General features: G+C 41.4%; 15 protein-coding genes and 1 pseudogene. 7 read left to right on the top strand and 9 right to left on the bottom strand.

What is annotated here, in order from left to right:
* Positions 1 to 12: 12 nt before the first annotated feature.
* The gene (locus tag V7L05_RS16160; RefSeq protein WP_118171445.1) at positions 13 to 276 is read left to right on the top strand and encodes a DUF3146 family protein; all 264 of its coding nucleotides are present in this window, start codon (positions 13 to 15) and stop codon (positions 274 to 276) included.
* An 80-nt stretch (positions 277 to 356) separates the two neighbouring features.
* On the opposite strand, the gene V7L05_RS16155 is transcribed toward V7L05_RS16160, so the two are convergent.
* From V7L05_RS16155 to ntcA, 4 genes and pseudogenes are all read right to left on the bottom strand, one after another.
* Positions 357 to 809 (bottom strand): Holliday junction resolvase RuvX, encoded by a 453-nt coding sequence (locus tag V7L05_RS16155; protein WP_335165414.1) that lies wholly within the window; start codon positions 807 to 809, stop codon positions 357 to 359.
* Positions 810 to 920: 111 nt separating this feature from the next.
* A pseudogene (locus V7L05_RS16150) lies at positions 921 to 2,223 on the bottom strand (RNA-guided endonuclease InsQ/TnpB family protein).
* A 153-nt stretch (positions 2,224 to 2,376) separates the two neighbouring features.
* Positions 2,377 to 3,867, bottom strand: coding sequence for a DUF3084 domain-containing protein (locus V7L05_RS16145; RefSeq protein WP_335165412.1), 1,491 nt, complete (start codon positions 3,865 to 3,867; stop codon positions 2,377 to 2,379).
* A gap of 168 nt (positions 3,868 to 4,035) precedes the next feature.
* A complete protein-coding gene (gene ntcA, locus V7L05_RS16140) occupies positions 4,036 to 4,707 on the bottom strand; it encodes a global nitrogen regulator NtcA (protein WP_010998529.1) in 672 nt (223 codons plus the stop codon).
* Between the two features lie 379 nt (positions 4,708 to 5,086).
* On the opposite strand from ntcA, the gene fabI reads away from it, so the two are divergent.
* The 6 genes from fabI (at position 5,087) to V7L05_RS16110 (ending at position 12,271) form a co-directional block, all read left to right on the top strand.
* Positions 5,087 to 5,863, top strand: coding sequence for an enoyl-ACP reductase FabI (gene fabI, locus V7L05_RS16135; protein WP_335165410.1), 777 nt, complete (start codon positions 5,087 to 5,089; stop codon positions 5,861 to 5,863).
* A 101-nt stretch (positions 5,864 to 5,964) separates the two neighbouring features.
* A complete protein-coding gene (gene hisB, locus V7L05_RS16130; RefSeq protein WP_335165409.1) occupies positions 5,965 to 6,600 on the top strand; it encodes an imidazoleglycerol-phosphate dehydratase HisB in 636 nt (211 codons plus the stop codon).
* A gap of 10 nt (positions 6,601 to 6,610) precedes the next feature.
* Entirely contained in the window at positions 6,611 to 6,751 is a 141-nt protein-coding gene (locus tag V7L05_RS16125; RefSeq protein ID WP_335165407.1) for a hypothetical protein, read from the top strand.
* A gap of 83 nt (positions 6,752 to 6,834) precedes the next feature.
* Positions 6,835 to 7,818, top strand: a complete 984-nt coding sequence (locus V7L05_RS16120; RefSeq protein WP_335165406.1) for an ABC transporter ATP-binding protein — start codon at positions 6,835 to 6,837, stop codon at positions 7,816 to 7,818.
* 400 nt (positions 7,819 to 8,218) lie between these two features.
* Positions 8,219 to 9,694 (top strand): SLBB domain-containing protein, encoded by a 1,476-nt coding sequence (locus V7L05_RS16115; protein WP_335165405.1) that lies wholly within the window; start codon positions 8,219 to 8,221, stop codon positions 9,692 to 9,694.
* A 1,221-nt stretch (positions 9,695 to 10,915) separates the two neighbouring features.
* Positions 10,916 to 12,271: a choice-of-anchor Q domain-containing protein gene (locus V7L05_RS16110; protein ID WP_335165404.1), complete on the top strand. Its 1,356-nt coding sequence runs from the start codon at positions 10,916 to 10,918 to the stop codon at positions 12,269 to 12,271.
* Positions 12,272 to 12,811: 540 nt separating this feature from the next.
* On the opposite strand, the gene V7L05_RS16105 is transcribed toward V7L05_RS16110, so the two are convergent.
* The 5 genes from V7L05_RS16105 to V7L05_RS16085 all read right to left on the bottom strand — a co-directional run bounded on the left by V7L05_RS16105 (position 12,812) and on the right by V7L05_RS16085 (position 20,652).
* Positions 12,812 to 15,049: a GumC family protein gene (locus V7L05_RS16105; protein ID WP_335165402.1), complete on the bottom strand. Its 2,238-nt coding sequence runs from the start codon at positions 15,047 to 15,049 to the stop codon at positions 12,812 to 12,814.
* Positions 15,050 to 15,573: 524 nt separating this feature from the next.
* Positions 15,574 to 16,767 (bottom strand): glycosyltransferase family 4 protein, encoded by a 1,194-nt coding sequence (locus V7L05_RS16100; protein ID WP_335165401.1) that lies wholly within the window; start codon positions 16,765 to 16,767, stop codon positions 15,574 to 15,576.
* Between the two features lie 138 nt (positions 16,768 to 16,905).
* Positions 16,906 to 18,081: a glycosyltransferase family 4 protein gene (locus V7L05_RS16095; RefSeq protein ID WP_335165399.1), complete on the bottom strand. Its 1,176-nt coding sequence runs from the start codon at positions 18,079 to 18,081 to the stop codon at positions 16,906 to 16,908.
* Positions 18,082 to 18,296: 215 nt separating this feature from the next.
* Positions 18,297 to 19,541 carry an O-antigen ligase family protein gene (locus V7L05_RS16090; RefSeq protein ID WP_335165397.1) on the bottom strand — a complete coding sequence of 415 codons (1,245 nt, stop codon included), beginning with the start codon at positions 19,539 to 19,541 and terminating at the stop codon, positions 18,297 to 18,299.
* A gap of 7 nt (positions 19,542 to 19,548) precedes the next feature.
* Positions 19,549 to 20,652, bottom strand: a complete 1,104-nt coding sequence (locus V7L05_RS16085; protein WP_335165395.1) for a glycosyltransferase family 4 protein — start codon at positions 20,650 to 20,652, stop codon at positions 19,549 to 19,551.
* Positions 20,653 to 20,701 lie beyond the last annotated feature (49 nt).

The following is a 20,701-nucleotide window of genomic DNA, read 5'->3' as shown; positions in this document are numbered from 1 at the left end:
ACATAAAGCATTGTGAGTGCAAAACGTCTGCCAGAAACCATTGCCCATGTCAGAATTACCCGCCAATCCTGGCAACACGGCTTCCTTGAAGGTGAAGTGAATGCGGGTGAGTTTGAGTGGCATTTCCAGTGGCATTTTCGCCGGGGAGAACTTGCCGTCAAACCTTCCCAAGGCCGCGCCTTAATCAAAGAACCCCTCGGTCGATTCTTAGAGCAACAAGATTACCAGCTAGAGCCTGGAGGAGACTATGCTTTTACTATTCGGGCGGAACTTTAAAAGTTAGGAGCGATTCAATTTTGGATTTTAGATTTTAGATTTTAGATTTTTTCTTCAATCCAAAATCCAAAATCCAAAATTTAAAATTGGTTGACTGCTGATTCAGTGAGGCGATTTAAGTATCTTTCGATTAAGAGGATGGCAACAATGTCATCTATCGGTCTTGGTGGCTGTCGCAGACCCTTTGGCAATAGCTTTATTAGCCCTTTGGGTGGGTACATTTGCCAATAGCGATCGCGGGCTTCTAAAGTTGTGTAGCGCTCATCCACTAAAATAATACTCAGAGGTTCTGTCAATTCCTGATATAATTGCTGTCTCCACTGCTTGGCTGTAGTTTGGTCGCCCATGACCATCAAAGAGATGGGAAACTTTTGACGCAGTGTTTCAATGGTAGCGATCGCCTCTTTTGCTAGCACGACCTGATGATAATACAGTTGCCGATCCAGTCCCATCACCGCTAAACCACACTTATCTCGACCTGGATCAAACCCCAAAATGACTGGTTGCGTTGGTGAAAATTCACGGAAATTCATAATAAATTCAAAATTCAAAATTCAGAATTAAGAAATGCAATTACAGTAAGCATTTTAGCTGCTGTTCAAATATGTTTAAATCTTAGTTTGACACTCTCAGGTCTAAAGACACTAAGATTCTTTAATCAAAGATATGACTTGCTGCTGCTGGATTACTCCAACAAGAGTAGAGGGCTTATCTCCTAAAGCAGGGAAGAGCGTCTAGCGCAAAGGTTCCGGTATGCCCTACCGTACCCAATCCCCGACTAAGGATATTTCTAGCTGCATTTTCGTCTCTATCCATCACACACCCACACTTGCAAGCATGGGTTCGAGTTGATAGTGTTTTCTTCACAACTTCCCCACAGCTAGAGCATTCTTGGCTAGTATATTGCGGATTAACCGCAACCGTGACTCTTAAAAATACTTTACCAAAGTACTCAATCCAGACACGAAACTGATACCAAGATGCGTCATTAATAGACTTGGCTAAACAATGATTTTTCACCATATTTTTAATCCTCAAATCTTCATAGGCTATCAAGTCGTTAGACTGAATTACGCACCGTGCTAATTTCACAGCATGGTCTTTACGTTGCCTACTTATTTTGAGGTGGCGTAACCCGAAAATCTGTTTAGCCTTACCTCTGTTTTTTGAACCTTTTACCCTTCTGGAAACACGCCGCCCCAAACGTTTGAGAACATGAGCGCCCTTGCGAAGAAACTTAGGATTCTCAACCATAACACCATCAGAATCGGTGTAGTATTCCTTCAACCTAACATCTAATCCAACTGTGTTGCCAGTTGGTTCTATGTTCTCAGAACGGTCTACATCAATACAAAACTGAACATACACACCATCGGCGCGTTTTACCAATCTAACCCGTTTTATTTGATTAATTTGGTAGAAGTGCAAGTCACGAGTACCTTTAAGTTTTAATCTTCCAATACCCTTTTTATCGCTAAAAGTTATAGATTTACGGTTATCTGCAAGCTTCCATCCTGATGTTTTGTATTCAACAGAACGGCAATCTTTTTGAAATTGAGGATACCCTGTCTTGGAAAATCGCTCTACTTGAAGAGCAGCGCCTTGCGGGGGTTCCCCCCGTTGTGGCGACTGGGGGGGAGACCCCAAGACCCCGTTTTCCGCCTTTAAACCTGGAATGCCCTTCTTGCAGTTATCATAAAACCGAGAGATAGAAGACCATGCTCGTTCAGCAGAAGCTTGACGAGCCATTGAATTGAGTTCATTAGCAAAGGGAAAGTTAGCTGCAAGTACAGCACAATATTTCTGCAAATCGTTTTTACCTGTATCTTTAACATCCATCCATAGGCGAATACAGCTATTACGAATGAACTTAGCAGTCCGAATTGCCTCATCTACTGCTGTAAACTGGGCTGATTTTCCATAAGCCTTAAACTCAAAAACAAGCATCCTTCTTACCCCTATCTTATACTACCATAGTTGGTGTAAAAAACAACGGTCACGAAAGATTGAATGCGGTTAAAACCGCACGAGTCGCTTAGATATCAGCACGCTTTGTGACTGAGCTTTAGGCTTACCGAGTGTTTCTGTAAAAATAATTTTTTAAGTACTAAAAATAATTTTTCCGTTAACTATAGCCACTAATTTTACTCTCAACGGCCCGGCTGTATAAGTGTCCTCTGCGGCGATCGCTTTGATCTCCAAAGGTTGATTATACTGTCTTAATTGGGTGACAAAGCGCAAAAAAGTCCCATCAACCTGCACATTTTCGACAATTCCGGCGTTACGCGCACGAAATTGGGAAGCAGAAATCAGTAGTTCCAGGCGCTGCTGTAACTGATAGGATGTCATGGTTTTGGAATCGGTAGTAGTTGTAGCCAGCACTGCACCTCCCGAAAAAACCAATTGATTCCGGGCTGTATCGGTGAAAAATTCTATCTGCTTTTCTCCCCTGACGTAATTACCAGCCGAGAAAATTCGCACCACGTATTCTTGACCATCGCCAATTTGCTTGCTCAACTGGTCAATCCTATCCTGAGTTACGCGCAGTAACTCTACATTTGCAATATTTCCACCCGGCTCACTTAATTCCAGGTTGGCGTTGCGATTGGCTTCTTGTAAAAGTTGTACCACTGCCTGACGAGCAGCACCAGGTTGGGTAACACGAATTACACCAGCAGACAGAACTTGACCGCGAACTAAGGCTAGTTTACCTAGACGTAGATCGCGGTAGGACTGATAATATTTTTCCAGCCTTGCAACTTCCAGTTCTAGTTGCTCTTGTTGGGCTTCCAATTCTTTGAGGCGCGATTCCCGTGTGGCAATCACTTGCTCTCGCGCTGCAACTTCTAGATTACGCTTTTGAATTAGTTGATCTAGTTGGGCAATTTTTTGATCGCGCGCTTCTATGGCTTTTTGGCGGTTACCAAGTTCTCGATCGCGTTTTACAATAGCTGTTTTGGCTTCGTCAATGGCTTTTTTAGCTTCAGCGTACAGTCGTTGACGTTCTGTCTTCAATAGTTCAACTGCCACCTGTAGCTGCTTTCTCTGATTGTAAACGCTTTGGAGTTCAGCTATGGCTTTTTGGTACTGAGTTACAACTTGACCTAGCTGGCCTTGAGTGCGTTGGAGTTGAGTTTGAGTTTGAGCTTGTTGACTAATGGTGCGATTCAACTGAGCTTGTGTTTGGAGTTGTTTGGTATTCGCCGCCTGCAAGTATTGATTGATTACCTGCAAGTCTTGTTGTGCTTTTGCTTGGGCAATTCTTGCTTGGTTTAGCTCATTCTCTACCTGACTTTTCTGAGTTTCGGCGGTTTTTAACTGTTCCCGCTTCTGTCTGAGGTCTGTTTGAATATCCTCTAACTCAAAGACTCCCTTTCGCAAGCCTTCGTCGGCAGCAAATAAAATCCCTAATGTTGATGCTGAAATCAAACCACCCGTAAAAATCGTTACCAGTACAGCAGTTTTTTTCGGACGGAGATTAAAAAGTGAGAGGCGGGCTTTGCCAACTCGTGTGCCGATGCGATCGCCCACGGTGGCAATTACGCCTCCCAGAATTAAAATTGCTGCGATGAGGATGTATCCGGTGGTCATCTTTAGCTACCGAAATCCTTCCAGATACAGCCTACTACTTTTAAGCATTGTCTGGAAAGAAGTGGAAATTGGCAATAGCTGAAATTACTCAATTTTAGATTTACCTCTAGCTATTAGTGTCATCTTTCAAAATACAACACGCGCCGACTCCCCTTTCTCCAATTGTTTTTATGTGAACTGCCTACTTAAAGTAACAGGTTTATGCACAGTAATCTTCTTTTTGTGGATAGAAATCATCTTTTTTTCACGCAAATCTCCCAGTAGCCTAGTAACGGTAACACGAGTTGAACCAATTGCCTCTGCGATCGCTTGATGAGATAACTTCAGATCAATAGTGATCCCATCTGCACAAGGAACCCCAAAATCCCGACAAAGAATTAACAAAAAACTCACCAACCTAGAACCCATATCTCGGTGAGCGAGAGTTTCAATCATCATCTCCGTTTGTAAAATGCGCGAAGACAGACCCCGCAGCATTAACATTGATAATTCTGGATTTTCCTTGAGTGCTTGCTCCACCTGTTCAATTGGCGCTGACAGTAATTCCACAGGAGTAAATGCAACCGCATGGTAAAACCGATCCGACTTATTTCCTGTCAGCAATGACAATACACCAAAAACGCTATTTTCCCGCAGCAACGCTACCGTTATTTCCTCTCCTGCCTCGTACACCCTGGAAAGTTTAACAGCACCTTTCAAAAGAAAATAAACTCGTTCGGCAGGATCTCCAGGAAAAAAGATCGTTTTATTGCGTTCAAACGTTTCCACAACTGGCGGAAACGCCCCGGTCGCCATCTGACGAAATACATTTGCTAGGGCTTTATCTTGTGTCACGATCATCTCCCTTCCCCTACCCAATGCCGGAAAAACAAAAACTGATTACCTAAGAATACACCCGAAAAATGAATAAAGCACCGTCAACCTTTCTGTACTTTCCTATACTCAAACTAATCTCTTCATAACTCTTTGTTCATAATGATACATAATTGTTGATCCTTTCAGCTATTAATTGTTGATAAGTAGTTATAATCGCTGTATTTAAAAGGTTTTTTGAAGAACAAATAAAGATATCTTGAGAATATCTTTAGGAAAAATCAAGATTTTTGTCACAGCAAACACTCTTACCAATATTCATTTTTGCAAATCCTGTGTAAAACAAAGACAAAACGTGCCTCAGATTCTAGTATGCTCCTAATGATCGATCGCATTAAGAATTTATATGCTAAATCTGACTGGAAAAAATGCCCTTGTTACAGGTATTGCCAATAACCGCTCGATCGCCTGGGGCATCGCCCAACAGCTGCACAAAGCTGGAGCAAACCTGGGTATTACCTACCTGCCGGATGAACGCGGCAAGATGGAGAAAAAAGTCGCGGAGTTGGTAGAACCCCTCAACCCCAGCTTATTTCTTCCCTGTAATGTCCAAAATGATCAACAGATTCAATCTACCTTTGAGACAATCCGCGACCAGTGGGGGAAATTAGACATCCTCATCCATTGTCTGGCCTTTGCCAGCAAAGACGATTTAACTGGAGATTTTAGCCAAACCTCTCGTTCTGGCTTCAACACCGCCTTAGAAATCAGTACCTACTCGCTGGTGCAGTTAAGTAGTGCAGCCAAACCTTTGATGACAGAGGGAGGTAGTATCGTCACCCTCACATATTTAGGCGGTGTCAGGGCAATCCCTAACTATAACGTTATGGGAGTTGCCAAAGCGGGGTTAGAAATGAGTGTGCGTTACCTGGCTGCTGAACTAGGACCGCAAAATATCCGCGTCAATGCCATTTCCGCAGGCCCCATCCGCACCTTGGCATCTTCAGCAGTCGGCGGGATTTTGGATATGATTCATCATGTAGAACAAGTAGCTCCCCTACGACGCACCGTCACTCAGCTAGAAGTGGGCAACGCTGCGGCTTTCTTGTGTAGTGATTTGTCCAGTGGCATTACCGGACAAATTCTGTATGTAGATGCAGGATATGAAATTATGGGAATGTAAGATAATTTGGGCATGGGGCATTGGGCATTGAGTATTAGTAAAATTCTTGCCCATTCCTCATTTTCCATTCCCCATGCCCTATGCCCTATGCCCCATTCCCTATGCAAATTAGCAAAGTTAATTCAAACTACGACCAGTCAACTAAAACCCCTCGGATTGCCACTGTTCACCGCACCACTGGTGAAACTGATGTGCAAGTTACCATCAACCTGGATGGTAGAGGAACTTGCACAGCAGCAACAGGTGTTCCGTTTTTGAATCACATGTTGCATCAAATTGCCTCCCACGGGCTGATTGATATAGATGTCCAAGCCAAGGGAGACTGGGAAATTGATGACCATCACACCAACGAAGATGTAGGCATTACCTTAGGGCAAGCTTTGAACCAAGCACTAGGCGACAGAAAAGGCATTGTCCGCTTTGGTAATTTTCTCGCACCACTAGATGAAGCTTTAGTTCAGGTAGCGCTAGACTTTTCTGGACGCCCTCATCTTAGCTACGGCTTGCAAATTCCTACTCAACGGGTAGGAACCTATGACACCCAGTTAGTGCGAGAATTCTTTGTGGCACTAGTAAACCATAGCCAAATGACACTGCACATTCGGCAACTGGATGGCATTAATTCCCATCACATTATTGAAGCAACATTTAAGGCGTTTGCGAGGGCAACGCGGCTGGCGGTAGAAATCGACCCCCGTCGTGCTGGACTGATTCCCAGTTCTAAGGGCGTTTTATGAAAGGAGTCAAATGGGGCATTGGGCATTGGGCATGGGGCATGGGGCATTACATATTTATTTATTAGTTATTCTTTCTCCCTCATCTCCCTCATCTCCCTCATCTCCCCCACTCCCCCACTCCCCCACTCCCCCACTCCCCAATTTGCAATAATTGACACACCAGCAGTTGATGGTTATTATCAGCCTACCGGGTAACTTGTAATTAATATCAAGCTGGTAAGTGATTTAACCGAGATGAAGTCTGTTGCAGATGACCCTAATTCTCAACTTAATACGATAGACACTCCGCCAGTAGTCCTAACTTCTGAGTTGCGAAAAGTCTATCGCACTGGTTTTTGGCTAAATCAAAAAGTCGTATGTCTCAAAAACTGTTCTTTAACAGTTTACAAAGGCGAAACCTTTGGGTTGCTGGGGCCAAATGGTGCAGGTAAAACCACCCTTTTAAAATTGTTGCTGGGAATTATTCGTCCGACCTCTGGACGGGGATTATTATTGGGTAAACCCATAGGCGATCGCAGTGTTAAGCAACATATCGGCTATCTGCCCGAAAATCCCTATTTGTATGACTATCTCACCGGCTGGGAGTTTTTGCAGCTAGCAGCTGGACTATTCCAAATTTCCCAAAGTGTCCAACGCCAACGCATTCCCCAACTGCTGGAATTAGTGGGTTTGTCGCAAGCCGATGCCCACAAAAAGCTGTTGCGTCGCTATTCTAAAGGAATGCTACAGCGTGTTGGTATGGCACAGGCGCTAATTAACGAGCCAGAATTGGTTTTTCTCGATGAACCAATGTCTGGTCTTGATCCTGTAGGGCGCTACCAAATGCGGGAAATTATCCTGGCACTAAAAGCAGCTGGCAAGACGATTTTTTTCAACAGCCACATCCTTAGTGAAGTAGAACAGATTTGCGATCGCATTGCTATCCTCGCTGAAGGTGAACTAATTTGCTCTGGTTCCCTCAATGAACTCTTAGGCGGGGAAAATACATATCACGTTAAAGGTCAAGGTGGTGACTGGGAAATTCTCAAAAAATGGATACCCACTCTCAGATTTGAGCCTGATGGTTCCTGGCAAGGTACACTACAAGATGATTACTATGATTTCCTGTCCAGTCTTCGGCTCATGGGGGGTAAAATTATTGCGATGAATTTGTCGCGTCACTCCCTAGAAGAGTTTTTTATTCAACAAATCCAAAGAAAAAATAACTCACTCAATTAGTCTTCTTGCTTCTTGCCAAAGAGTAAATTGTGAGTTATGTTGAGGAGCAAAATCCAAAAATTCTGCTTTTTGAGTTGATCTTTATCAACCCAAACCCAGACAAAATGAAATTCCGATCTCTTCTCAAGGTTATTTGTATTTATTGGTTAACAAAAAATTTATTGCATAAACTGCGTTTAGTTACGTAAATCCTATATTTTTTGATAATTGCTCTATTTCAGCAGCATTAACTTTAAGTGAACTTCACTAAAAGTTCAAATTCAATAAACAAATTTCCTCCGGAAAATCACACTTTTCGAGGAAAATAAGAGTGTCGGGGAACTTGAATACTTAGGTATAGTCAAAATAAAAATGTTTAGACAGTACTTTATTGATTGTAGTTTCAGAATCTCAGGTAAATATGCTTAACACAAGTTTGTTTAAATTCCTAACTCAGCCAGTTGTGGGTGTGGCTTTGTTAAGTGCTGTCAACGTCGCTGTGCCATGTGTCAGTCTAGCTCAGGGACAACCATTACCACCAACTACACAAACACCAAGCACAGCAACACAATTAGATACTAATTATTCATTAGGAGGCGGGGATCTCATCCGTGTAAATGTATTTGAAGTACCCGAATATACAGGTGAATACCAAATTCCGCCAGGTGGAGCGATCAACCTGCCTTTAATTGGCAGTGTATCAGTTCTCGGTTTTACAACTGAACAAGCTGCTGACGAAATTGCTAGAAGATATGCTCGCTTCCTCAAACGTCCCTTAATCTCAGTCAATTTGTTATCGCCTCGTCCCATTAATATTTTCGTTGCCGGAGAGGTGACACGTCCAGGAGCTTATACTCTGAGCTTGAGTGGAGGCGCAGGGAACAATCCAGGCGTACAATATCCCACTATATTGGCCGCATTAACAACAGCGCAGGGAGTAACCTTGGCTGCGGATGTGACTCAAGTTCAATTACGGCGTAAAATAGGACGTTCTTCAGAGCAAACTGTCAGCATCAATTTGAAGGACCTGATCCAAACAGGCAGATTAACACAGGATATTACCTTGCGGGATGGAGATACTATAGTTGTACCAACTGCAACCAACTTCAACGTTGCAGAATCCCGAAATATATTTGCAGCTAACTTTGCCGCCAGCCAAACCACACCCCGAACAGTCACAATTATTGGTGAAGTTAACCGTCCCGGTTCGTATCTTGTCACCCCAGGCAATACAGATGCTCAAGGGGGCGCAGGCGCAACCACTAACAGTGGCACCGCCAGTCCCACTGGTCTACCAAATGTGACGCGGGTAATTCAACTAGCTGGGGGAATTACAGCACAGGCTGATGTTCGTAATCTCAAGCTACGCCGACCGACAAGAACTGGCTCAGAACAAGCTATAGATATTAATCTTTGGCAGCTATTGCAGAGTGGTGATGCCAATCAAGACATTATCGTGCAGGATGGAGATACGATTGTTATTCCGACAGCAACTGAAATCAACGCCGCAGAAGCCACTCAATTAGCTACCACTACTTTGTCTCCTACATCTATTCAAGTTGGTGTGGTAGGTGAAGTTAAAAAACCAGGTTTAACACAGGTTCAGCCGAATAGCTCTTTAAATCAAGCTATACTTGCTGCTGGCGGATTTAATGATGCCAGAGCTAGTAGTAAGGCTGTTGATTTGATTCGCCTCAACCCTAATGGTTCTGTCACTAAACGTATAGTAAAAATGGATTTCTCCGCCGGGATTAATGAGCAAACTAATCCTATACTCCGCAATAATGACGTCGTGGTAGTCAGCCGATCTGGTGCAGCTAGTTTTGGCGATACCGTAGGCACTGTAACTGGACCTCTAGGTATTGTCTTGAATCTTCTCAACTTGTTCGGACTCTAGTTTAAGAGATAGATGTAAATTGGGGGCGTTGGTCAACCCTCTTTGTCCCTAAAGTTGCACTATCCTTGAATCAAAGCTCAACGAAAATCGGCGGGAATCCCATCCCAACATTCTTGGGTGTCCGGGATAGCCGCCCGCCTTTCCATTGTCATTAGAGACATGAGGAAAAAGCGTCTGTACTGTCATTGGTCATTGGTGCTTATGACTAATGACTTCGATTTCCCCCCGGCTTCAAGCCGGGGGATGAGTTAATAGTCAAGAGTTAATATCGCTCTTCCAGCACTCTCGCTAACTAAAAATCGTAGCTAACTTTTAAACCTTATATAGTCAGAAGATTGAAGCTTTTATTTTCTAACAGAATGCTATCAATCATGATTTTTTGGTCAAAAGCCTTGTGCCGTAGCAACTTTAGCTTTATTCTTCGGTGAGAGTATTTTTTGGACAAACTTTGTTGTAAGTACTCAAATTTATTATGATAATGAGAATATTTTAGAAGGCAGAGGCGATAAATGATATTCTCTGCCTTCCTTTTAGTGATTTATTGATTATTATTATCATAAGAATTATTTAAGTAAATTAACTGATTGATAACAGATATACTATCTTATCCACAGATACCGCGTATACACAGTAGAATGATGTCGAATTGGAAATGACACCATTTGTACGGTTGCTTGGTGTCCATTAATGAGTAACTCTGGATACTGATAATTTTTCTTCAGTACTTTTACCAGATAGTTATTGTTTTCTTGAAGACAGGGTGAAGAAGGCAGGAGGCAGGAGGCAAAAGGCAGGAGGTTAATCTTGCAGTGTAGGCTTCAGACCTACACTGATTGCAGAACACCAAATCAGAGATTTGGAGTGGGGCTTAAACCCTTGCTCACGAGAATCGCGGCACGAGACAGAAAGTGGTCACTGAGGAGTTCGACAGGTCTTACCCTGAGCTTGCCAAAGGGCTGACTGTGCCACCTTGCCGAAGTGCAGTATCCTCCTGCCTCCTGCCTCTTTTGCTAAAAATACATGCATTTCAGCCATATTTACGCGAAAATACGCAGGTATAAGCCTAAGAAAGCCCTGTATAAACTTACATACAACCGTTACACGACCGGATCGAATACTGAGTTACTGACTAAGGCTAGAGCTACTGACTGTTGACGATTCAGTTTTTACAACATACCCTATTTTTTCCCTATGATGATTTATGGTTTCAGTTTTCTCAGTTTGAGCGCATCTCTTATACTTCCCTGGGCATTAACAGGTTTGGTTCAAGGAGAGAGAATAACAGAGTCTTTAGTTAGAGATGTTCGTCAGTCATCCACTGTTCAAGAAATGCGACTACCTAGTCGCAAGCTGATCAGCGCAGTTTCAACTGCGACAACATACTATGTTAGTGGTAATGGAAACGACAGAAATAGCGGACTCACTACCTCATCCGCCTTTAGGACAATTCAAAGGGCAGCAGATCTGACTAACCCTGGCGACACAGTATTGATTATGAATGGAGTGTACAAAAATTCACGCAATGCTGGGAGTGTAGTAAGTATTGAACGTTCTGGAAATGCAAAAGCATGGATTAGGTATAAAGCATATCCTGGACATTCCCCAAAAATTCAGCACAATACATGGAGTGGTATCGGGTTGTCAAATGGAGTTTCATATATCGAGATTAACGGGCTAGAGGTCATAGGGAACAATGCCAATATCAGCCTTGGTTATGCCTTAAGTCAGAAGTGGAACACATCAAATCCGCGTACAAATGGAAGCTGCATAAACATTGAGGGACGCGATCGCCCTGTTCATCACATAAATATTCTGAACAATAAAGTGCATAACTGTGGAGCCGGAGGTATCTCAGTAATCGGGGCTGATTATGTAAAGGTGGATAATAACACTGTGTTTAATAACGCCTGGTATAGTGTCTATGGTAACAGTGGCATTTCCTTGTTGATGAATTGCAATACTGACAACAACCGGGGATACAAGATGTTCGTGACCAACAACAGGGTCTACAACAATCGCATGTACATTCCCTGGGTTGGATCTGGAACAATCTCAGACGGTAATGGCATTATTGTCGATATTTCAAAACTTGGTAAACGTGGTGCATATCGAGGACGGACTTTAATTGCAAACAATGTCACCTACAGGAATGGCGGTTCGGGTATTCATACCCATGAGAGTGAGCATATCGATATTGTCAACAACACAGCATATGAGAACGGGCAAACTCCAACCCTTAAAAAAGGGCAAATATATGCTGGTTATTCATCTGATGTCAAGATTTTCAATAATATTATCTATGCTAAGCCTGGTCAAAATGCGAACAGCAATATGAAGAATACCAACGTCACCTATGACTACAATCTTTACACCAAGGGTGCTGTGATCACTGTGATGGGAGCTAACGATATCATTGGAGATCCAAAGTTTGTGAATCCCTCAAATGGTGACTTTAGACTCAAAGCAAGGAGTCCGGCGATCAATAGTGGTTACTACTGGAAGGATTTGAAAACTGATTGCACAGGTAAACCTCGTCGTGCTGGTAGATATGATATTGGGGCATACGAATATCGGTAATGTTTAGATCATGTCCTGCTATCTGCCCATAGTTCCGTCACACTAAAGTCTACGATTACACAAAATTAGGACTTACGCATTGACAAGAAAACCAAAATACGTGTAGTCGGCGGAAAACCCATATCTTTCGTAGGGGCAATTAATGAATTGCCCCTACGCGTAGGTATACTTACCATCAAATAATGATTAATAAAAGCCTAAAAGGAGCTATTGTGGTAAATGCATACCATGATTATTTTGTAAAGTGCGTAAGTCCTAAAAATTAGCCCTTTCAAGGTGGGTAAAAATTTTGGTAAAAAAACCCCTTTTTAACTTATTGCCTCTGTGTTCTCTACGTCTGGAGTAGTTAGATAAATTACTTTTAAACCACAGAGGCACAAAGGGTACAGAGAGAAAAAACGAGATTTTATGAGTCACCTTGAAAAGGCTAGTCCTAAAAATAATCAGCTTGCCTTTGCAGGCTGATTATTTTCTGGACAATTAAACAGACATGATATACCAATTATGGTGTTCAGTTCACTTATCAAACTAAATCCTAGTTTATACAGAGCTTTTGTCTGGAATACGTTTTTGTTGCTTAACCTGTTTTGTCAAATCTTGATGACTAAAGTATTCTTTAGCATGGTTGAAATAACTACTAGATTCATTTTTATCAATAATACCATTCACAACTAAACCTAAGACGTTGTGACGGGATCTCTGTAGCATTTCTTCAGCAGCAGCTGCACTGTTAGAATCAATTACCTCTGGTCGAGCTACTAACAAAATCCCATCAGTCATTTGGCTTAAAGTCAAAGCATCGGCTGCCAAAAGCAGGGGAGGAGCATCAATAATCACAAAATCATAGTTATATTGAGATGAGAAATTTTCAATTAGTGATGCCATCCGTTTTGAGTCAAGCAAAGCAAGTGGGTTAGGAGGTCTAACTCCAGCAGTTAAAACATCAAGGTTATCCATTACCTTAGATACAGCAATGTCAAATTCAGCCTGACCTACAAGAACCTCACTCAAACCAACTGCATTAGTTAGTTGCCAGAGATGATGCTGAGAAGGAATTCGCATATCTGCATCAACTAATAAAACTTTACGTCCTAGTTGAGCGATCGCTGCCGCCAAATTAGCTGAAACTGTAGACTTGCCTTCTTTAGGAACTGCGCTAGTTACCACGATCGTTTTGAGTACTTTATCTGAACTCAGGAATTTCAGATTGGCTTGAATCATCCGATACATTTCGCTCGTTAAAGAGTGGGGAGTGTCTCTGACGGCAATTATTTGAGCTGTTGATTCTGAACGGGAGCGAACCTTTTTAACAGACAAAGGAACAATTCCCAGCAAAGTATATCCAAATACATCTCTAACTTCTTTAAGTGTTTTTAGAGATCTATCTCTCATCGCTAGAAACAGCACAGTTGTGGTGGCAAAAAATAAACCGAACATCACTCCTAGCAGCAAAACAATTATTTTTTTGATTAGTACTTGCTTTTTGGGCACTAAAGCCTGAGAAATAATCCGGGAAGTAGCTGCATTTGTATTCTCAACTAACTGTAATTCTTGAACCTTTTTCAATAGAGTTTGATAGGTCGATTCTGCAACTTCAACTTTCCGTTCTAACTCCCGCTCATTTTGTGCCAATTGGGGTATGAGTTTCACTCGCTGTTCGTAGCTAGAACGGGAATTAGATAGAGAGGAGAGTCTTTTAGTTAAGCCAAAGCGCTGTATTTCTGACTGTAGAAAACTTTGGATCAGTCCTTGTCTAAGCTGTCCAATCTGCAATTGGCTCTGGGGAACTTGTGTTTGATTGCCAATAGTCTGGCCAACTTCCTGTTGCAAGAGAGATTTTAAATTAGCTTTTTTTGCTTCTAGGTTAATAACTACCGGGTTGTCATCTAGGAAACGGCTGCGCTCAATCGCTAACTGCCGATCAGTGTCTTGAAGTTGTGCCAGAACTCCCTGTACTGCTGGTGACTGACTAAGAGCACTCACAGCGATCGCTTGCTGAGAATTTAGCTCTACTTTCTGGCGCAGTTCATTGGTTTGGGCGTTTACCTCATCCAGTTGAGCCTTAACAGTATCCATCTCACTGTCTAGATTTCCAATAGCCGCAACGGCTGACTTTGTCTCCTCTGATAAATCTGCAATCTGATACTTTTGTTTAAATATACGTAGCGCTACTTCTGCATTCTCAACAGCGGCTTGAGTTTTAGGAAGCTGCTTGGCCATAAATTGACGAGTTGCTCCTGCCTCAGAGCGATTTGTCGTAATATCATTTTCTAAATAAGAATTCATAATTGTGTTGACCACTGCCGCTGCTTCTTCGGGGTCATGGCTGCTATAGGTAATTCGCAATACATCTGTCCCACCAAGAATTTTTACGGTCAGGTCTTTTAGTAGCGCTTCTACTTCTAGAGGTTTACCTTCGTTGTCTTTGAGTTGTAGTTTGTCTATTGTCCGCTGCAAAAAAGTAGGCGAAGAAATAACTTCCATCTCACTGCTTATCGGATTTTGAGTTGCTACCAAGGGTTTCAAATCTGCTGAGTCTCCTCCTTCAGCGTAACTAGGCGAAAGACTAGTTCCAGCTACTTTAAAAGAGGGAACCCTGAATAACAGTTTTCCTTCTGCTTCATAGGATGGCTTCATAAATTGTGTAGCTATAGCACTGAGCATCACTGTAGCTACAAATATCGCAGTAGCAGGTCGCCACCATCGTTTCAATATCAATAAGTAATGACTCAGGTCTAAATCAATAGATTCTCTAGATTCCATAAATTTTTCTGACATAAATCTTCCAAAGTACAGGTCTTAAGCAAGAAACTAAAAATTGACTTAGAGCAGTGGCAAACCAGTTGCAATTGACAAGACTGATTATGATTTGACAATATGACAATAGTATAGACTATTGGAGTTAAAAATTTAGTTCCCATTGGCTTGGGGCACAAATGTGACACAGTTATTGAGCTATTGAGCAAAAGCTTTGGTAAATTTAGGATTTGGGATGAGTTAAAAGTTTCCTAACTGCAACAGCATAAATCAACCCTTGAGCAGCAGGACGTTCAGTTAAAAACTTTTTGCCATTAGCCATTAGAATTAAAATTTATTTCTGGATTATCAAAGGCTTGATTATTTTTCCTCAAACAAATAATATTATATGGCTCTACCCCTTGTCAAATTATCCATACTAGCCAAAGTTCCTCAGCCAAGAAAAAAACTCGCCGTCTAGTCAGTTGACGATTTTTGACCATAAACATCTACTCACTACTCAGCCTCACTTAAATAGTGATTATAGTGATTCTGAAAAGTAGCTGCTAGCTTTGCCAGATTTTATCATAAGCCTCTAACAGTTTCGGAGCTTGATATTGCCACTCCAGGATCTCCTCCATTCTGCGTCGCCCCTCGGCTCCGATCTTTTCTCTACGTTCAGGAGAATCTAGAAGCTCCAGAATTTTCTCGGCAAATTCCACCTCATCATTAGGCTTGGCATAAAGAGATGCTTCCTGTGCAGAACGTCTTCCCTCTCGCAAATCAAACTGGACAATTGCTTTTCCCATCGCCATGTATTCGAGGATTTTATTCATGGTGCAGTTTTCGTTATAAGTAGATGTTGGAGAGGGCTCTACACACACGTCGCAACTGGAAAGCCGCTCTAAAAGTTCTTCCCCTTGCTTAAACCCTGTAAATTCTACGAACTCAGTCACTTCTAACTCTTTAGATAAGTCCTTGAGTTTTTCAGCAGCAGGTCCACTACCGATTAGCATAAAGTGAATATCGGAGCGATTTTTTTTGTGGACAATGTAATCTACCATTCTCAGGAGATAATCAATTCCCTCTGGTTCGCCCATAACACCCATGTACCCTACCAAATAGTTTCTACCTCTACGATATTTGGGGTTTGGGGGCATTCGGCGAAAGCGCGAAAGGTCAGGCGCACTCCGAACTACAAAGACCTTCTCTGGTTTCTTGTGCCCACGGTTAAGAGCTACCTCTCGGTGTGACTCGTTCGTTGAAATTGCCATATCTGCTGTGGCATAGGTCAACCGTTCAGCCCAGCGTAATCCATGATAAAAAATATCGCGCCGTTGATACTTAGCTTCATACATCTCTGGACTGAGGTCATGATGATCAAAGATCATCCATGTGCCATGAAATAATTTAAACCATCCTGCTACTAAGAAAAGTAAATCCGGCGGATTACAAATATGTATAACATCAAAACCACGCTCTCGCCATACCCTTTTAGCTAGACGGAATTGCCAGTTTATCGCCCAACTATACTCTCGGAGATAGCCAATGACCGAACTTTCTTCTGGTGGTAGAGGATGACGGTAGATGTGAATCTGCTCAATAACTTCGTAGTCTTTTTCAAAACCATTACCTGTCGGCGAAATTACGGTAACTTCATACCCAGCTTTTTGCAAAGTAGTTGCTTCCATCCATACCCGCCGATCAAAGGGAACTGGCAGATTTTCAACGATAATTAGTACTTTCTTTGGTGATGCCATAATAATCTCAATTTTTAATTAGTTTAGTAAAACACTCACTTGTCAATTATAAAATCTACCTTACTTTGGGGAACTTTTAGTCATACTTGGCGAAACTGCGCTGAATAACCTACATATCTGCAACCTCATAACTTACAGTTATTGGCTGTTTACACTCAATTGATCATCTGAATTTAACACTGAACGATATAAATCAAGGAAAGAAAGCCAGTGGTTTTTGATATTAAGAGGAAAAACACTTGTTCTCGCCTTAGATCCCAGAGAAAGCCTCAGAGTCTCATTTTCAATCAAAGACTTAATGGCATCTGATAACTGCTGAACATTACCTGGATTAACGATTAATCCATTTTCAGATTGAGTAACTATTTCAGGTATACCTCCCACTGGTGTAACTATGACTGGTAACTCCCAAGCCATTGCTTCCAGCATTGCTAATGGAAGACCTTCATTGTAAGAGGGCAACACAAAAACATCTGCTTCAGTTAAAAGAATATCACGTTCATGTGGCCCGATCCACCCAGGCAATTTGATATAATCTTCTAGATTTAAAGTCGTAACTAAATTACGTGCTTGTTCTATCTCTCCATCTCCTGCCATAATCAGAGTAGATATATTTTTATGTTCAGTGGGCAAAAGAGAAAAGGCTTCGATCAAATCAAATGCGCCTTTACGTTGACCAATTCGTCCTAAAAAAAGTAAGTTCGCTTTTTTAGATCCGGAACGATGTGGAACTTCAGCAGGAATTTTTACTGGATTATAAAAAACTACAACTTGTTCAGGTTTCAGACCAAGGTTTTCTATGTAGAAGCTCCTCCAACTTTCGGATAATACAATTAAGCGTTGACACTTGCAAAATACCCAACTTAGCAATTGCTGTATCCATTTGGCCAGATCAGCATAGAAAACATGAAATTGACTACCGTGAGCATGTAGAATTATCGGCTTGTGAAATACCCAAGCTAAAAGTACCATAATTGCCTGTCGGAAAACGCTCCCGCGCTGTGAAATTTCAAGTTGAACAATATCAACTTCTCCACTGATTAACATCCACAAAAATTTACATATAGCTTTCAAAAATACCATGATTTTGATTGCTGTAGCTCCTTCTTGGTGAGTAATAATATGACATATATCAACTTCAGAAGGAGCATACTCCAAAAAAAGCTTCTCGTAATTGGAAATGCCACCCTGCTGGAGTAAGCTAGGACCTAACAGGATAATTTTGAGAGTTTTAGTTCGGCACATAGGCTGTACTTTTTGAATAATTGGGCTTTCCTGGGTTAATGTATCAACAAAAGAATCAGAATTTATCATTGCTTTTCAAAGACCAAAGTAATTGCATGAAATCTTGTTAAAATCCGATGATTTTCTGCTTTATTCTAGAGTTGGAAGGTTTTTATTTAAAGATTCATTTGTCCTGCTCAGAAAGCGATTATAGCAATTTTTGTGTGGGATAAATGCCAAGCACAAAAACAATCGCTTCAGAGTTTTTTCGCAATCTCTATGCTATAAATTGGTCTTTTTTTGTTTCATGATTTTATTTTTCTTTCATGTCTCATTCTCACGGAAAAACATGCCGCCACATAAAGTATCCAAGTCAAACTATTCGATTCCAGTAAGTTAGATTCAGTAAGGCTAGCTAAAAATATATATGTCATATGCATAAGTGGCCAAATATCTAATGCGCTATTACTACTACGCATCAAAATGAATCCTTGCAGGTAACTGCGCCAAAATCCTAAGAAGAATAACCCTAACCCTAAAAGACCTAAATCAAGGCAAAGAGCCAGATAACCATTGTGGGGGTGGTTTGGAGTCCATCCAGCATTGAGCCAAATATAAGCAGATTCGCCATCCCATCCTTGCCAGAATCCGCCATAACCATAACCGAGCCAAGGGTGTTTCCAAATCATATCGATTACTAATGGCCACAAGTCTGTTCGACCCGTTAGTGTGGCATCTTTACCAACTGAAGTGAACACGACACTAGCGTTATTAGACAACCACAAATATAAACTTTGGCTGATAGTTGCCATCATTATTAGGGTTGGTATCATCACCGGGTATGGCCAACGCCAAATTTGAAAAGCAAAAAATGCCAATATTATAATTAATAGATTAAATAGAGATGAAGTCGAACCAGCAAGCAGTAAGAGTACTATTGAGAAGCTAAACCCCCCCCAGAAAAGCCAACTACGTCTTTGACTTTGATAAGCAAGGAGAAAAAAAACTATACTACTCGTTACCATCCTTCCTCCCAAACCGTTTTTGTGGGTGAATACTCCACGCCACAGTGGTTTACCAAGGTCGCTCTGTATCCCGTATTTAGGCAAAGCTAGAGCAAAAATGAAACTCAATACTATAACAATCCCAAAAGTCCAAGCAAGTAAATAGAATTGCTGTTTTAAGCTGTATCGCGAAACAAAATACAGACCAAATAAACTGGAACCAATCAGGGTAAAAGTATTTTTTAATGTTGTTGAGGGTTCAAAAGACCAAATAATAGAAACAACTGCCAACATTAATAAAGAATAAAGGAAGATATCTTTATTCAAGACAAGGATATAAAGAGCTTTCTTCCAACGCAAAACTAGTAGTGATAAGGTAATTGCATAGATTATGAAATAAGCAACCCGAATCAAGGAGCTATCATATTCTACCAACTCATCCTGTCCTGCTCCTCCTGACAGGACGAGAGTTAAGATTGCCCCTGAATAAATTAGCAAGGCTGCAACTGTGAATCCCTGCTCCGCATAAATTAGTAGTTTTCTCATAAAATAATTAACTTTTATTTTGCATATTCATTTTTTTATAATAAATTTGGGCTGTTTGAGCAGCAATATTTGACCAATTTAAATCTTCCTGACAACGAGCTAGTGCCGCAGTTTGCATGCGTTGTTGTAAGTCGCGATCGCTTAATAAACAAATTATCGCATCAGCTAGAGCTTTAACATCACGGGGTGGAACTAACAACCCATCTTTTTTATGCTGAACTATCTCACTCAATCCCCCTACCTCAGAAGCTACAACCAGCGTTCCCATTCCATAAGATAAAGCTGCCACACCACTTTGAGACGCTTCGATGTATGGCAGAACTGTTACTGTACTGCGTTGAAATAGATTACCTACTTCTTCAATGGGGATAAAGCCATTAATAATCTCGTAGCGTTTTTCATCATAACCATTAGGGAAATACTGCCTGATGTTTTCTCCCCTTCCAGCAATAATCAGCTTGACTTCAGGTATACATTCAGCAATTAAGGGCATAGCCTCAAGTAAATATTTCAATCCCTTATAGGGCAAGATGCGTCCAAAAAATAGCAAGGTATATGGCTCACGGGCTTGAATATTTTGACTACCCCGACGCTGATACAAACTACCAAGTTCCCCATGAGGTAAAACATTGACTCGCTGTTCAGGTATACGAAATTGTTCAATTAAAATCTTTTTTAGTTGATAAGTATGGACAATCAATTGTTGGGAACGGTAGAAGGCAATACGCCTGGTATAATCGGAACCAAATACAGCAATTTTATCCCCTGGGTGACGAAATATATCGTGGATAGTTGTCACCAATGGTGGCATCTTGTTGAGTAACAAAGTCCAATCGTACCAAGGATCGTTAGTTTCTTGCACATGTAAAACATCTGGCTGTATGTCTTTGATGATATCCATCATAGTGCCCATAGACAACAGGTTGCGCGGGTCGCGAATCCGTGGTTTTTTAAAGCTAATGACGCGGATACTAGAATCAAGAACATTGCTACAGACATTTGACACTTTTTGCGGCTGAATTAGCGTTAGATCAACATATTTAACCAGACTATTTGCTAGTTCAATCGTGTAGTCTTCAAAGCAAAAATGTAATAAAGCAACTTTAATCATAATTAAAATTATATTATTTATTCCACAAATTTGGATGCCTTACTGGTAG

The sequence above is a fragment of the Nostoc sp. genome (assembly GCF_036917755.1).
Lineage (GTDB): Bacteria > Cyanobacteriota > Cyanobacteriia > Cyanobacteriales > Nostocaceae > Nostoc.
This window is presented reverse-complemented; position numbering and strand designations above follow the sequence as displayed.